The sequence below is a fragment of the Synechococcus sp. Nb3U1 genome (assembly GCF_021533835.1).
Lineage (GTDB): Bacteria > Cyanobacteriota > Cyanobacteriia > Thermostichales > Thermostichaceae > Thermostichus.
In genome coordinates this window covers 182,119-196,893 of sequence record NZ_JAKFYQ010000002.1, presented here as the reverse complement: position 1 = coordinate 196,893, position 14,775 = coordinate 182,119, and the positions used below count along the sequence as shown (strand labels likewise).

The following is a 14,775-nucleotide window of genomic DNA, read 5'->3' as shown; positions in this document are numbered from 1 at the left end:
ACCGCCAGAGTTGGATCCAAAGCAATGACCTGTGTCCAGCATCTTTGCTGGCAAACAGTTAGAATAAATATCCCGAATTTTTTCAATGGGTTGAACCGTGCCGTTACCGCTTGTGGCCATTGTGGGTCGCCCAAATGTGGGCAAATCCACCCTCCTCAATCGTATGGCGGGGGCGCGTTCGGCCATTGTGCATGATGAGCCAGGGGTAACGCGGGATCGCCTGTACCAAGAGGTGGAGTGGAATGGGCGCCGGTTGCGGGTGGTGGATACCGGCGGCCTAATTTTTGGGGATGAGAGCGAATTTCTGCCCCACATTCGTCAGCAAGCGATGGCAGCAATAGCTGAGGCTCAGGCAGTGATCTTCGTGGTGGATGGCATGGAGGGGTTGCTCCCTGCCGATGCAGAAGTGGCGGATTGGCTGCGCAAACAACCCCTGCCGGTGGTGGTGGCGGTCAATAAGTGCGAGTCCGGGCAAATGGGCCTGGCACAGGCGGCAGCCTTTTGGGAACTGGGGCTAGGGGATCCGATCCCTTGCTCTGGCATTCATGGCAATGGCGTGGCGGAGGTACTAGAGGCGGTATTGCCACACTTGCCCGAGTCGGTTGCAGACGCCTCAGAACCAGAGCCGATTGCCATCTCCGTAGTGGGGCGGCCCAATGTCGGTAAATCCAGCCTACTCAACCGTCTGGTGGGATCCGAACGGGCCATTGTCAGCCCCATTTCCGGTACCACCCGCGATGCCATCGATACCGTGATCGAGTGGGAGGGGCAGCCTTATCGCCTCATCGATACCGCCGGGATCCGCAAAAAAAACCGGGTGGACTACGGGGTGGAGTTTTTCAGCATCAACCGCGCCTTTAAGGCGATTCAACGCTCAGATGGGGTGTTGCTGGTGATCGACGCCTTGGATGGAGTGACGGAGCAGGATCAAAAGCTAGCCAGCCGCATTGAAGAAGAGGGCCGCGCCTGCGTGATTGTGGTCAACAAATGGGATGCCATCGAAGACAAAGACACCTACACCCTCAACGAATTCACCCGCGATATTCGTGCCAAACTTTACTTCTTGGAATGGGCACCCATACTCTTTGTCAGCGCCCTCACTGGCCAACGCACCCAAAAGATTTTTGAACACATCAACAGAGTTGTGGCTGCCCATCGCAAACGCATCTCCACCGCTGTGGTGAATGAAGTCTTGCAGGATGCCCTCTCCTGGCAATCGCCCCCCACCAATCGCCAAGGCAAACAGGGAAAAATCTACTACGGCACCCAGGTTTCGGATCGGCCCCCCACGTTTGTGTTGTTTGTCAATGACCCGGAACTGTTCAAGGATAATTACCGTCGCTTCATGGAGAAGCATTTCCGCCAAAACCTAGACTTTACAGGTACCCCGATTCGCTTTCGTTGGCGCGGCAAATCCGAGCGCTCGGTAGGGCGGGCTGTGCAGAAATTGCAGGGATCCCCAGCCTCTCGCTAGGCCAACTCGCTAGACCAAACCCAGACCTGTTTGCTTTGAATTAATTCCCAGCCCAACCCTATGGCCGTTGATCCTAATGTCAAAACTATTGTCGATAACCGCCGTGCCCGCTTCGAGTACGAAATCTTGGAGACCTACGAAGCCGGGATCCAACTGACCGGGACGGAGGTGAAATCGGTACGAGCGGGGAAGGCCAACCTGCAAGATGCATTTGCCCTCTTTCGGGATGGAGAAGCCTGGCTACACAATTTACACATTTCCCCCCACGGCACCGCCAGCAAAGTGTTTAACCACGATCCCACCCGGCGGCGCAAGCTGCTGCTACACCGCAAAGAGATCAACCGCATGATGGGCTTGGTGGAGCAAAAAGGGCTGACGGTGATCCCCCTGAAGTTGGTGCTCAACCGCGGCTGGATCAAGGCTCATCTCGGGGTGGCTCGTGGCAAAAAATTACACGACAAGCGCCAAGCGATCAAAGATCGGCAAACCCAGCGGGATATCCAACGGGAGTTGAAAGAACGGTAACCCATCCCCCTCGGGATCCCATTGAGCCAACTCACTCCAGATACATTACTGGGGAGGGGATCCCGTAAAAATGCGGAGCTTGCTTTCTAACTTCCTGCGAATCTGGCTCCAAGAAATTCTGGATCTCTATATATTTTCATATTTTCGGTTTCCCCAGTTTTTTCCCTGTGGAAAGCTAGGATGAGGTGCCCAAGTTTCGGATCCCTTTCCTAAAGTAGGTACCCGTGAGCGAATGGCTGCACGAGTGGTTCTCCCCGCAAGGATTCATGCCCCATGGCCAGTGCTATCTGTGGGAGCAGGATTTGCTGTGGTTACACGCCATTGCCGATAGCCTGATCAGCTTGGCCTATTGCTCGATTCCGCTGTTGTTGGTCTACTTCATCCGACAACGACAAGACGTTCCATTTCAGCGAATCCTCGTTTTGTTCAGCCTCTTCATCACCTTGTGTGGCCTGACCCACCTGATGGAGGTATGGACGCTTTGGCACCCCGCCTACTGGGTCTCTGGCTGGCTTAAAGGATTGACAGCACTGGTTTCTCTTTATACTGTTGTTGAAATGATCCCGATTTTACCAAAAGCCCTGAGCTTGCCCAGCCCTACCGCCCTGGCCGAGCTCAATCAAGCCTTGGCCCGCGAGATTCAAGAACGGCAAGCAGCCGAAGGACAAATCCGTCAATTAAATGAACGGCTGCAAAGCCAGGTAGATGAGCTGGAGCGGCTGAACTTTCTGAAAGATGATTTCTTGAGCACCATTTCCCATGAGTTGCGCACTCCCCTCACTAGCATTTGCCTTTCGGTAGAGTTGTTGCAGACGTCTTTGCGCCAGCTCCCCCTCTCTGAAAAGCAGCAGCAGTATCTGGCTTTGCTGCGGCAGGAGTGCCAACGGGAGATTGATTTGGTGGAAGATCTGCTCATTTTGCAAGAGCTGGAGATCAATTCCTATTCCAAAAGCCCAGAAGATCTAAATCTTGCTCAGCGCCTACCCACCTGGGTACAACCGCTGCAGGGGCGGGCACGAGCAGCTCAACAGGATCTGAGCTTGCAGATTCTCTCTTCCTTCCCGCCGTTGCGATTGGATGCCAACAGTTTGGAGCGCATTTTGAGGGAGCTGATCGTCAATGCCTGCAAACATGGAGATCGCCCCGGTCAAATTCAGATACAAGCCAGCCTAGAGTCCAACCCCATCAGCAAAAACGGCCTCTCCTGCCTGTTATTGCAGGTGCGCAACACCGGGAGTATTCCCCCGACAGAGCTGCCCTACCTGTTCAATTCGTTTTATCGGGTGCCCCAGGCGGATCCCTGGAAACAAGGGGGCACAGGGTTGGGGCTAGCCTTGGTCAAAAAGCTAGTGGAGTCAATGCAGGGCAAGATTACCGCCAAAAGCGAGGATGGCTGGGTTAGCTTCCGGGTAGAGTTGCCGGTGGCTCTCAGCCTTGAGGCAAAAGCCGATATCTCCCTCAACCACCGTTAGAACCGCTCCCCTTTGTCCAGTACCCCTTTTTGGTAGTGCTCGATACAATGCGCTGTGATGGGATCCCCATGATGGAACTTGGGATTTTTATTTAGATCTCTTAGAAGATCTCTTGGATCTCTAACTGTAGGATCTCTATTCAGATCTTTACCAATCTCTACCCTGCTGTCTTGCCGGAGCTGCTTGTGAACTGGAGCCTTCCCTCTACCCTTTTTCCGTTGAAAAGTTTGGCGATTGGCCTATCGGTTGCCGCTTTGCTGGGATCCGCCCCCACTTCGGCACAGGAGGACACCTTCAAGGTGGGCATGGTGTTGGTGGGGCCGATGCAGGATGGCGGTTGGAGCCAAGCCCACGTCGAGGGAAGCGAATACGTCATGGCCAAGTTGCCTGGCGTGGAGTTTGACTATCTGGATAAGGTGAACCCAGCAGATCGTCCGAATGTGCGCGGATCCCAAGTGGCGGATGACATGATTGCCCAAGGGGCCAAGGTAATCATCTTTACTTCCGACGACCACAAAGATGATGCCCTCGAGACCGCCCGCAAATATCCTGAGATCGCCGTCATCCATGCCTCTGGAGACATGGCCTGGCAGGAAGGGAAGAACTATATCGAGCAGCCCAACCTGGCCAACATCATGCCCCAGATGGAAGAAATGCGTATGGTGGCGGGATGTGCCGCTGCCCTGGGATCCGAAACCGGCAAAATCGGCATGTTGGGTCCCCTGATCAACGATGAAACCCGCCGTTATGCAGCAGCGGCCTACTTGGGGGCTAAGTATTGCTGGGACAACTACCGCGACCGCCCCGAGGAACTGGAATTCCGCGTCACCTGGATTGGCTTTTGGTTCAACATCCCCGGTGTCACCCTAGATCCGACCAAAGTGGCGGATGATTTTTACAATGGTGGCTTTGATGTTGTGATGTCGGCGCTGGATACCCCCGAAGCGGCGGTACAAGGCAAGCGGGCTGCCGAGGCAGGACAACGGGTACGCTACACCGGCTATGGTTTGGCTACCGGATGCGATTTTGCCCCCGACATTTGCCTAGGGGTTTCTTACTACAACTGGGGCCCCGGCTATAAGGAGATGATCGAGGCTGCCAAGGCTGGCACTTTTGAGAGCGAGTTTGTCCGCCCAGCCATCGATTGGTCGGATATCAACAATCCCGACACATCTTCTGCTGGCTTTGTCATCGGCGATGCCCTGGGATCCGAAGATCGGGCCAAGTTAGAAGAGTTTATCGCTGGCTTGGGAGATGGCAGCATCGAGCTGTTTAAGGGACCGTTGAACTTCCAAGATGGCACGCCTTTCCTCGCTGAGGGTGAAGTGGCCAGCGAAGCCGACATTTGGTACCTTGGCCAACTGCTTGAAGGGATGGACGGCGCCAGCAACTAACGCCCCAAACAGGGATCCCGATTGTCCATCGGGTTCAGCAGCGTACTCCAGTGGTGTGTTGCTGAGCTTGTTTTGTGAATGTGATCCAACTCACGCGGGATCCTTAACTGTGAGGCTATAACCCAAAACAACCTTCTCGAACCAGGCAGGAGAAGCGAGTGAATGTGTTGAGGTTAGAGCCAGAGGACACTGAGCCAGAGAAACCTAGGATCCCGCCCACACCCATAAGGAGTTGGCTTCTACCGGGATTGCTGGCAGTTTCCTGGCTGGTCGTCCACTGGGGATCCCTGGTGGAATGGTTGGGGGAACTGGGATCCCAGCTGAGTTTGATCCTGTGGCTGCTGGCAGGGTTGGGCTTGGTGATCCTGGTGGCTGGGGCTAAGCCTAAGGAGATGCGACTGGAGCCGGGTTGCCACTGGGGATCCCTGGGGATGATGCTGGTAGCGGGTTTGTTGCCCTTTGTGGGGGGATCCCTGCCGGAGAGCATCGGGCAGTCGCTTCAGCTCAGTTGGGGCCTGTATGGGTTGCTAGGGTTGGGCTTGGCCGGATCCCTTTGGTGGCGAGGGTTGCCGTTTGCTCTGGGGATATCGGTGTTGCTGCCCTTCGGGGCTGCATTTGGCAGTGGCTTGGGTTTTCCGGCTCGGCTGGTGGCGGCCCAAGTGGTGGAGCAGGTGCTGAGAGCCAGGGGCATAGCGGCCATTTCTTCCCACGACATTATTCTGCTGGAAAATGGCATTGCCCATGTGGATCTGCCCTGTAGCGGTTTGAAGGGGCTGTGGGTGGGCGGCTGCTTTTTGCTGGGGGCCACTTGGCTGGAGGGGCGGCGCATGGGCTGGCGCTGGCTAGGGGTGGCGAGTTTTACTTTGTTTGCCCTGATGATGGCCAATATCTTGCGGGTGTGGGGTTTGGTGGAGGTGGGGTACGGCCTATCACAGCCTCAACTGGCGGAGCTGCTGCATGTGCCCCTCGGGGTGTTGGGGTTTGTAGCGGCCTGTGGGCTGAGCTGGCTGGCTTTGCAATCGGTGGGGGTGATCGCTCCCCCTGAAAATTCTCCCCTGGTATCGGCTTCCCAAAAATCACCTCCCTGGGGGTTGTGGCTAGTCTTACCCCTGCTGTGGCTGGGATCCCTTGGGTTGCCTCAATCCGTGCGGATCCCGCAGGCCTTGGATCTGCACCGCTTGCAGATTGGCTCCCCCACCTGGATAACAACCCCTCTAGAATTGACCGCCGCTGAACAGGAATTCTTCCAACCACAAGAGGGCACAACAGTTGTGAAAACTCACTTCGATACGGGAACCGTACAGGGATCCCTTCTTTTGGTGGGGAGCCACAGTTGGCGACAGCACCATGCCCCCGAACTCTGTTGGGCCGCCAGTGGTTTGCGGGTGGCAAAAATGATCCCGGTGGAGCTGAATCCTGATCTCAAGGCCCGCTGGCTAACCTTAGAACAAGGGATCCCGGGATCTGCGGTGAGCAGTTCAGGATTTTATTGGTTTCAATCGGCCCAGGGCACAACAGACCATCTCCTCAGTCGAATTGGGGCAGAACTGCGAGGGGCGATACAGCAAACGGATCCCCGCTGGGTTTTGGTTTCAGGAGTTTTGGAGGGATCCTATTCTCCAGATGAACCAGAAATTCAGTCTTTAACCCTTCAGCTCCAAACCGGATTAGAGTCTGTCTTGCAAGCATAATTGTTTTTTATTACTTTTTTCTTGAACTTTTTCTTGAGAAAACCTATCCATACCACACCTAAAAATAGGGATCCCTATCATGACTGCTGCTACACCTAAGCCTCAGAAAATAAGTTGGATACGACGACTGTTTAACTGGGCCTGTTACGGCATTTTCTGGAGCTGGAATACGGGATCCCTAGCCTTGATATACTTGGGTTTTCTTCCTTTGGTTGGATTTTCATTTCTCTTTGCAATTGGGCGAGAAGAATTCAATCTCAATCTTTTCTTGACAATTCTCCTGCTGATGCTGGTGCCGGTGGGATGTTCGCTCTGGGGTTTGATCCGCTATCTCAACAAGCCAGGACAATTGATGCATCTATTTTTTGGCCTAGAGGCACCACTGATTTTGCTATGCTTAATTCGGCTGTTTGTCTTTCGGCAAATGCCTCTCTCTAGCCTGTTTATAGTGGTCACCTTCCTGTTGGCACTGCTGGCCTATGGTGTGGACTTGGCGTGGCCCACCCGAGCCTGGGGACGCTGGGGCAGTTGGTTACAACTGACTGGACATAGTTTGTTAATCCTGACCGGGCTTTACGGCGGGATCCTCTTAAGCTTATATGTACCGCCTACTGCCATGATTTTGGCTAAAGGGGTAATCGATTGGGTGGTCGGCTTTTTTCGGTTTGAGTGGGTGTCTAGCTTGCAATACACCCCCTGGGAAACTTTGCCTTTCTTTTTACTGATCTACAGCAGCATGTTATTGATTTTGGGAGCAGGGGGATTGATCTTTATCCTGCTGCCCTTCGTCATGACCAGTTTATATTTGCGTTCCGGCTGGCGGAAGATGAAGCAGCTTGCCACCACTTGGGGATCCACTCGTGTTTTTGTTGGATCGGCGACTGTTTTGAGTATATGGTTAGGACTATTCCTGTCATTACAAACTCAACCTCAAGTGCGGGCCTTTGCATTACTAGAGAATCCGCCTGCCAGCGATCAGGCTCGACAGGAATTGCTCCAGCAATCTGATTTAATTCGAAGTGGTTTATTGAATGCCTACCTGTCTCCCTATCGCTATCTCAGCACCCGCGCTGAAACTCAAAATTTGCGGGAAATTTACCGAGAAGTGTTTGGCTGGCCACGACCTATCGGGGAGAAAATTCAGGCGGTTCACAACACCTTATTTTCACCCTTTTTATATGATGGATCTCTGGAGGAGCAAACCAAAGCTGCTCAACTCTATGAACAGTTCTTCGATGAACCGATCCAAAAAGGCCAAAGCCAACTCATTCGCCATGCCTTGGAGGCCAGCATCAACAGAGATGACGTGCAGGCTGGCCTACTGGATATCGACCAAAAACGGGTTTGGCTGGCCAAACAGGAGGTGAATGTTCAATCTCAGGGGGATATTGCTCAAGTTGAGATCCACGAACTTTACGAAAACAATACCTGGGAGCAGCAGGAGGTGTTCTACGCTTTTTCCTTGCCCGAAAGTGCCGTCGTCACCGGCCTCTGGCTTGGGGAAACCGAAGACTTGGCGCAACGCTATCTTCATGTGGTAGCCCCACGTGGAGCGGCTCAACAAGTGTATACCCAGGAGGTGCGTCGGCAGGTGGATCCGGCTCTGCTAGAACAGGTTGGCCCCCAACAATACCGCCTGCGAGCGTTTCCCGTTCCTCCCAGAACCCATGATCCCCGACAATCTGGCCGCTGGATCCCCGGTCAAATGCACTTGTGGATGACCTACCAAGTTTTGGCTCAGCCGGGAGGATGGCCTCTGCCGCACCTATTGGAGCAGCGCAACATCTACTGGACACGCCAGACCGAGCGCTGGCAGAACGGCGAAAAAGTCAGCTCTCTAACCGAGCGCTGGTTCCCCACCTACGTCAGGGCTACGGCACAACCTCAATCGCATCAGATCACCCTCCCCAGCGACCCACCGACCACCCTGACAGCCCAACCTTTCCCAGAGCAACGGATTCCCAAAAACCGACATTTCGCGCTGATTTTGGATACTTCCTACAGCATGTGGCAGCAACGGGGATCCCTGCGAGAAACTTTTTTGTGGTTGGATGCCCTTTTCTTGCCGCAAAACCAGGTGGATGTGTATGTCAGTTCTGCCGAGGGCATGAGTCCCCGCTTTTTGGGGGAGATGGGGCACTTGGAGGCCCAAACCCTGACCCTGTACGGATCCCTGACCATTCAGGACATGCTGCATCAGTTCCATAGCCTGCGAAACAGTCGCCCCTACGATGCCCTTGTACTCGTCACCGATACCGGCAGTTATGAACGTTCTCAAGGGGATCCCTTGCCGGTCTTGGAGGCCCCCCTGTGGATCCTGCATTTGGGAGATTTGCCTGCTGCCTATGATGATCCGGTGCTGGAGGCGATCACCGAGACCGATGGGGGCGTAGATACCAACCTTCAAACCCTGATGACCCGACTGGAAACCCAACTCAGCGCAGGATCCACCGTCTTGGATGGCTACCGTTGGCAGGTGCAAGCAGAAGTAGAAGAAGCCGGAGGGGATCCCTTCTTTGCCCCATTAGCGGCCCGCTATTGGATCCGGCATCTGAGCCGGCAAAACCCCGACCGCACCCTAGCCGATTTGGATCGCATCCACACCCTCGCCAAAGAGCAAGATATCGTTACCCCCTTTTCTTCAATGTTGGTGTTGGTGAATGACGAGCAACGGCAAGCCCTTGCAGAAGCCGAAGCTGCTGAAGATCGCTTTGAGCGGGAGGTGGAAACCGGCACCGAGGTTCTCACCCAACCGTTCTCACCCTTCACGGTTACGGGGGTACCGGAGCCGGAAGAGTGGCTGCTAATCGGCATTGCCTTGGCGCTAGGATCCGGGATCCTTTACCGACAACGACGACGGGCTAGGGCATGAATGGACAGTGGAATCCACTGCTTGGATTTGTGCTAGGGCTTGTTGATGCAAACTGGGGTTGGCGGCGGCTAGCACTTCGCCCGTAGAGGCGCGGCTTAAGGGATCCCCTTGCCAATCGGTCATCACCCCGCCGGATCCCTCAATCACCGGGATCAAAGCAGCAAAATCGTAGAGGGCAAGGCCACACTCCAGCACCAGATCAATATGCCCACTGGCCAGCAGGCCGTACTGATAGCAATCACCGCCGTAGGAGGTAACGTGAACGGACTGGCTGAGATGCTGAAAACGCCGTTGTTGGTCGGGTTGGGTGAATAAATCAGGGGTAGTGCAACTGAGATAGGCATGGCTCAGATTGGTGTTGGCTTTGGTTTGGGCGGGTTGGCGGTTGAATTGGGTTGGTTGGCCGCGCACCCCTAGCCAGCGTTCGCCCAAAACGGGCTGGTCAATGATACCTAAAATCGGACGATCCTCTTCCAAAAGGGCAATCAGGGTGCCGAAGGTGGGCTTACCGGTGGAAAAAGCGATGGTGCCATCCACCGGATCCAATACCCAGGTGTAGGGGGATCCCGTCTGGTGCAGGCCAAACTCTTCGCCGAGGATGTTGTGGTCTGGCACTTGGGCCATCAGCAAAGCCCGCATCGCTCGTTCTGCCTCCCGATCCGCCACCGTCACAATCGGGGAACGGGCCTGCTTGTATTCTGCTTGCAAGTCTCCCCGAAACAAGGGCCGAATCACCGCGCCGGCAGCATCGGCCAGGGCCTGTGCCAATTCGATCCAATCTGCCTTGACCACCTTTTGCCCACCGTATCTGCGTGTCTCCTCTCTTAGCATAGGGAAAGATCTCCCCTTGCTTATGCGCTCTGGCCTGCTCTTAACTCCTTTGGAATGGCTATGGACGGCGATTGGGGTGATCCTGACCATTTTGGGCACCCTGACTCACCTCAGTTTTCCTGCAGAGATACCCTGGTTGGGAGGCTACAGCTTTTCATTGCAAATTGGCGGTATGTTGCTGACGGCTTGTTTGGCGGGGCCGGTGGCGGCGGTGTATGCCCAGATCGTCTACCTGGGGTTGGGGCTGGCGGGGTTGCAGGTGTTTGCCCAGGGGGGAGGGTGGCAGTACCTGTACCAGCCCACATTTGGCTATCTCCTGGGTTTTTTGCCAGGGGCCTGGATATGTGGAACGATTGCCTTTCGCAAACAGGATCCCAGGCCATCCCCCTCCCGCCGGGGGCCTCAAGGGCGGCTCAGCTTGCCTGCTGGGACAGCGAGTTTGCCCCAACGGATCCCACCGGTAGGCCTTCAAGACTTGGGATCCGGCAGCTTGGCAGCTTTGGCTTTGGTTCACCTGACCGGGATCGTCTACCTCTTGGCGACGCAAAGCTGGGATGGGGAGTTGCTGGGTTTAATCCAGCTTTACTCAGGCTATACCCTGCCAGGACAGATGATCGTGGCCAGTTTTGTCTCGGTGATGGCTTTGCTGCTGCGACGCCTGCTGATGTTCTAGGGCAGAGGAAAAAATATGCGGCAAGGCCTATGAATTTTTGCGTCGTTGTGGATTTTTTCTGGGACTGAGGCGGCGGCGGGTATCTTAGAATCGAGCCACGCCAGACGGCAACCCCTGATGAAGTCTGGGTCTTTTGCTTTTTGTGAGTTTTTGTGAGGAGTTGAACGACGATGCAACGTACCGCTTTAACCGTTTTGGCCACCAGCCTCTTGGCCGCTGGACTGACTGCCTGTGGGGACAGCAGAGGGACAGGCGGGTCGATCGTACCCCCAACCCAAAATCCAGCTGTCTCTTTCATTAATGCGCCAACCTCCGTGCGAGTAGGGCAGGCTACACCTCCTTTTACCGTTCAGGTCAGCGTGCCTGGCGGTGCCCGTTCCAGCCAGTTTATTGAGCTAGAAACCTTCAACCCAAGCGGCGCACGGATACAGAATCAGTTCTTCAACCCGCAGCAGGTGAATTGTAATTCGGGATCCACCTTCTGCAGCTTCAACACCGACTTCTTTGTACAATTCGGTCAGCCTACTGGCGTTTGGCAATTCCGGGTCACCGCCTTTGACCAGCAGAACCGCTCGGGATCCCAGACTTTGTTCATCACGGTGTTCCAGTAGAGGCTGAGTCATAGGGCTTGGTAATTTTGCCAGGCCTGCCAAAAGATATAAAGGGCGAGGATGGCTAGAAAGCTGCGGAACAGGAGGCTGACGGTTTCATCGGGTAATTTGGGCAGGGTGCGGGTACTGATCTGAACGCCGATCAACCCGCCTGTCCCTAAGATCAACCCCGGGATCCACAGCACATTTTGGTGAATGGTTCCATCCCCCCATCCCAGACCATTCCAAATCAGGTCACTCAGTCCGGCGTGGCTGGTGGTGGCGGCAATCGCTGTGATTACAATCGCCCCGAGGCTGGTTTGAATGGCAACTTTGATCGTCTCCTGCAACAGCAGAATCTGCATCGGCACCATAATTACCCCACCGCCAATGCCGAATAGCCCAGCCAGCAATCCAGCGGTGCCCCCCGTGAGGGTGCGGGCCAACCAAGCAGGCATGGTTTTACTAGAGCTTGGCAACGGGATCCCTTGCGGTTCATCCCCCACCCCCAGCACCTCAACCGGAGATTCCGCATCTTCAGGAGCAACCTGATTCTCCAACACCTGGGCCTGACTGGCCACTGTTTTGCGCAGCTCCACCAGATAGGTATTGGCCAACAGCAACGCCCCAAAGGCGGCTAACAGCAGGTAGCTGGGAATGCGGCTGGCGATAATCGCCCCTACCTGAGCCGTGATCAGAGCTGGGATCCCCAGCAAAATCACCCGTTTCAGATCTAGCAAGCCCATGCGCCAGTTTTGAACACTGCCCGCAATCGAGGTCATGACAATGGAAAGATTGCTCGTGGCCACCGCTTGTATCGGCGGGATCCCCAGACTCACCTGTAGGGGCACCAAAATCGTGCCGCCGCCAATGCCCAAAAACCCGGCCAGGATCCCAGCGACCAGACCGCCAATGCCCAAGGCCAGACCATTTTCCACCATTGTTTTTTAACCCTGCTCATCAGCAAAACATCCGCCATCATCCCATTCTTCATCCCCGACAGGACTAGCGAGGGATACAGACAGCCCAGACCCCCTTGGGGTGGTAACCGGCTGCAAAGGGGCGCATCATAAAAGCGTTGGGCAGTGATCTTGACTCGAGCTTGCCTCTAAATGGCTGATCCCAAACCCCTACACAAAAGGAAGCCTCCATGGTTGCGATCCATCCGGCAAATGATCTAACAAACGATCTAGATGAGCTAGAGGATCTGAGGTCTCGGGCAGAAACGGTAATATCCGGCTCTCAACCCGCTTGGTGGCCGATGGCTCCGTTGCCACTGCCACCATATGGAGATTCAGCCCCTTTGCAACCCCTGGGATTGGTCGCTTTGGAAGGTTTGGCCACCTGGGGAGATCGCCTGTTGGGCTTGGATCGGCTACGGGGCTACTTGGTGCAACTGCAAAAGAACAACACCTTGCTCCTGAATCCCCATCATGTGCACACCTTTCAGGATGCCTACGGTTTGTGGGTGGAGTCAGAGGGGGAGCAAGCCTGGATCTGGCTCAGTCGGGAACAGGAAGGGCAAATCCTGCGCATTCCCATGGCGGCTTTAGAACAACCGGGTTCCCTGGAGGCATTTCAAGTGGGTACCTGCCCCTACCCGATCGAAGGGATCGCCCTTTGGAAAGATGTTCAAGCCGGATCCTCGATTCTCTATGCCACCTGTTACCAACGGGAAAAGATTCTGCAATTGGATCCCGCCACGGGCACGGTTCTGCGGGAGATGCCCGCTCCTGGTATTGGCCGAGAACAGATTGCCTTACAGGGAGACTACCTTTGGGTGAGCGACCGGGTAGAAGAGACGATCTACCTGTTGGAGCGGCAGAGTGGGCGGGAACTGGCCCGCATCCTCACCCCTTTTCCGGGGCCGACGGGCTTAGCTCATTGGCAGGGACGCCTGTGGGTGGCTTATGCCCATGAAGAAGCCTTCATCCACGACAATCCCAACGATCCGGATCCCTTGTCGGTCGCTTTACGAGATAAAACCTGGGTCACCCCCCTACGGTTGCGACCCCTGGATCCCCCGCCCCCAGAACCCCTGCCAACGGATCCTAAGCCTTCGGACGAGGCGTTCACATTAGCGGAGCAGAGTACTTTTGCTTGCCCGGTGGTGTTTCAACCGCAGCAACTGGGGGAACGGGCCACCTACACCCTTTCCCATGGTTACCGGGTGGAGCTGACCTATGTTGAAGAAATTGCCCAAGAAGAGCCGCGTCTACTCCCAGATTTGGTGTGGCGCATCGCCCTGCCCTGTAACAGCCCCCGCCAACGGGTACACAGCTTTGACTGGGTAGGACTTCCCTTTGAATTGGAGGAGCAATCGGGGCAGCAGGTGGCAGTGTTTTCTCTGGGAACGTTGGCTGCCCATGAGGTGCGCTTGTTTGGCTGGCGGGCGGTGCTGGATCTCTACAACATTAAGTACTGCATCGACCCCAAGGATGTGGAGGATGCCGTTTTTCCCATGGAGCTGCGGGATCGCTATCTGGTGGATGACGATGATCTGGCTATGCACACCCCAATTGTGCAGGAGGCGGCGCGGCAGGCGATCGGTAGCGAGACCAACCTGTTGCGCAAAATGCTGAATATCCGCGCCTACGTTTACGACAAGCTCTCCTATCGGGTCACACCGCGTATCGATCCGCCGGATGAGGTTTTGCGGCGTGGCTCTGGTTCCTGCGGAGAATACGTGGGCCTGATTTTGGCGTTGGCCCGTCTGAACGGGATCCCCTGCCGAACGGTGGGGCGCTACAAATGTCCTCCGCATCCCGAGCTGAAGCGGATCCCGCTGTTTCCGGAATACAACCATGTCTGGATTGAATTTTATCTGCCCGGTTGGGGGTGGGTGCCGATGGAGTCGAACCCCGACGATCTGGGGGAACGCCCTTACCCGCAACGCTACTTTATGGGCCTACCCTGGACCCATGCGGAGATCGCCAAAGGGATCCCGTTTGAGACGATCAACACCGACCAAGCTTCGATTGGGGAACTGGCCATTAACCATGTCCAATTTCGCATTCTGGAAGAACTCTGAAGGGGAGCCCACCATCTACTACCCACCCGAGCGGGCTCAGCTCCTACAGCACCTTTAGGACTAAAAGAAGTGAGTCGGGTTCGTCTAATCAGTCCCGCTGCTGAGGATTCCTCCCCAGAGTTGCAATCGGTGTTGGATCTCAACTTGATCGAGTGGCAAGCGGGATCCATCTATCATCTGGAACTGGGCTTTGACGGGGAACCCCTGGGCCAGCGGTTGGAT

The 14,775-nt window shown here is 55.4% G+C and carries 11 protein-coding genes; 9 read left to right on the top strand and 2 right to left on the bottom strand.

Annotated features, from left to right (window positions below):
- Nucleotides 1–97: 97 nt before the first annotated feature.
- From der to L1047_RS11360, 6 genes are all read left to right on the top strand, one after another.
- The gene (gene der, locus L1047_RS11385) at nt 98–1,474 is read left to right on the top strand and encodes a ribosome biogenesis GTPase Der (protein ID WP_235279097.1); all 1,377 of its coding nucleotides are present in this window, start codon (nt 98–100) and stop codon (nt 1,472–1,474) included.
- A gap of 60 nt (nt 1,475–1,534) precedes the next feature.
- Nucleotides 1,535–1,999 (top strand): SsrA-binding protein SmpB, encoded by a 465-nt coding sequence (gene smpB, locus L1047_RS11380; protein WP_235279096.1) that lies wholly within the window; start codon nt 1,535–1,537, stop codon nt 1,997–1,999.
- Nucleotides 2,000–2,223: 224 nt separating this feature from the next.
- Nucleotides 2,224–3,471, top strand: a complete 1,248-nt coding sequence (locus tag L1047_RS11375; protein ID WP_235279095.1) for a sensor histidine kinase — start codon at nt 2,224–2,226, stop codon at nt 3,469–3,471.
- A 185-nt stretch (nt 3,472–3,656) separates the two neighbouring features.
- A complete protein-coding gene (locus L1047_RS11370; RefSeq protein WP_235279094.1) occupies nt 3,657–4,865 on the top strand; it encodes a BMP family lipoprotein in 1,209 nt (402 codons plus the stop codon).
- Between the two features lie 248 nt (nt 4,866–5,113).
- Nucleotides 5,114–6,556 (top strand): exosortase O, encoded by a 1,443-nt coding sequence (xrtO, locus tag L1047_RS11365; protein WP_235279093.1) that lies wholly within the window; start codon nt 5,114–5,116, stop codon nt 6,554–6,556.
- 79 nt (nt 6,557–6,635) lie between these two features.
- The gene (locus L1047_RS11360) at nt 6,636–9,428 is read left to right on the top strand and encodes a TIGR02921 family PEP-CTERM protein (RefSeq protein ID WP_235279092.1); all 2,793 of its coding nucleotides are present in this window, start codon (nt 6,636–6,638) and stop codon (nt 9,426–9,428) included.
- Here L1047_RS11360 and hisN read toward each other — a convergent pair.
- On the bottom strand, nt 9,381–10,259 hold the full coding sequence (hisN, locus tag L1047_RS11355; RefSeq protein WP_235279091.1) for a histidinol-phosphatase: 879 nt from the start codon (nt 10,257–10,259) through the stop codon (nt 9,381–9,383). The two genes, L1047_RS11360 and hisN, sit on opposite strands and share 48 nt — an antisense overlap.
- A gap of 22 nt (nt 10,260–10,281) precedes the next feature.
- Between hisN and L1047_RS11350 the strand changes: the two genes are divergently transcribed.
- Both L1047_RS11350 and L1047_RS11345 read left to right on the top strand, forming a co-directional pair.
- Nucleotides 10,282–10,932 carry a biotin transporter BioY gene (locus L1047_RS11350; RefSeq protein ID WP_235279656.1) on the top strand — a complete coding sequence of 217 codons (651 nt, stop codon included), beginning with the start codon at nt 10,282–10,284 and terminating at the stop codon, nt 10,930–10,932.
- A 170-nt stretch (nt 10,933–11,102) separates the two neighbouring features.
- Entirely contained in the window at nt 11,103–11,543 is a 441-nt protein-coding gene (locus L1047_RS11345) for a hypothetical protein (RefSeq protein WP_235279090.1), read from the top strand.
- Between the two features lie 8 nt (nt 11,544–11,551).
- Here L1047_RS11345 and L1047_RS11340 read toward each other — a convergent pair whose 3' ends face one another.
- Nucleotides 11,552–12,463, bottom strand: a complete 912-nt coding sequence (locus tag L1047_RS11340) for a sulfite exporter TauE/SafE family protein (RefSeq protein WP_235279089.1) — start codon at nt 12,461–12,463, stop codon at nt 11,552–11,554.
- Between the two features lie 362 nt (nt 12,464–12,825).
- On the opposite strand from L1047_RS11340, the gene L1047_RS11335 reads away from it, so the two are divergent.
- Complete coding sequence (locus L1047_RS11335) at nt 12,826–14,553, top strand: transglutaminase-like domain-containing protein (protein WP_235279088.1); 1,728 nt, start codon at nt 12,826–12,828, stop codon at nt 14,551–14,553.
- The last annotated feature ends 222 nt before the right edge of the window (nt 14,554–14,775 follow it).

Coding starts and splice junctions, on each gene's coding strand:
- smpB (WP_235279096.1), top strand. CDS start 1,535: ATGGCCGTTGATCCTAATGTCAAAACTATTGTCGATAACCGCCGTGCC.
- L1047_RS11350 (WP_235279656.1), top strand. CDS start 10,282: ATGCGCTCTGGCCTGCTCTTAACTCCTTTGGAATGGCTATGGACGGCG.
- L1047_RS11345 (WP_235279090.1), top strand. CDS start 11,103: ATGCAACGTACCGCTTTAACCGTTTTGGCCACCAGCCTCTTGGCCGCT.
- hisN (WP_235279091.1), bottom strand. CDS start 10,259: ATGCTAAGAGAGGAGACACGCAGATACGGTGGGCAAAAGGTGGTCAAG.
- L1047_RS11360 (WP_235279092.1), top strand. CDS start 6,636: ATGACTGCTGCTACACCTAAGCCTCAGAAAATAAGTTGGATACGACGA.
- L1047_RS11340 (WP_235279089.1), bottom strand. CDS start 12,463: ATGGTGGAAAATGGTCTGGCCTTGGGCATTGGCGGTCTGGTCGCTGGG.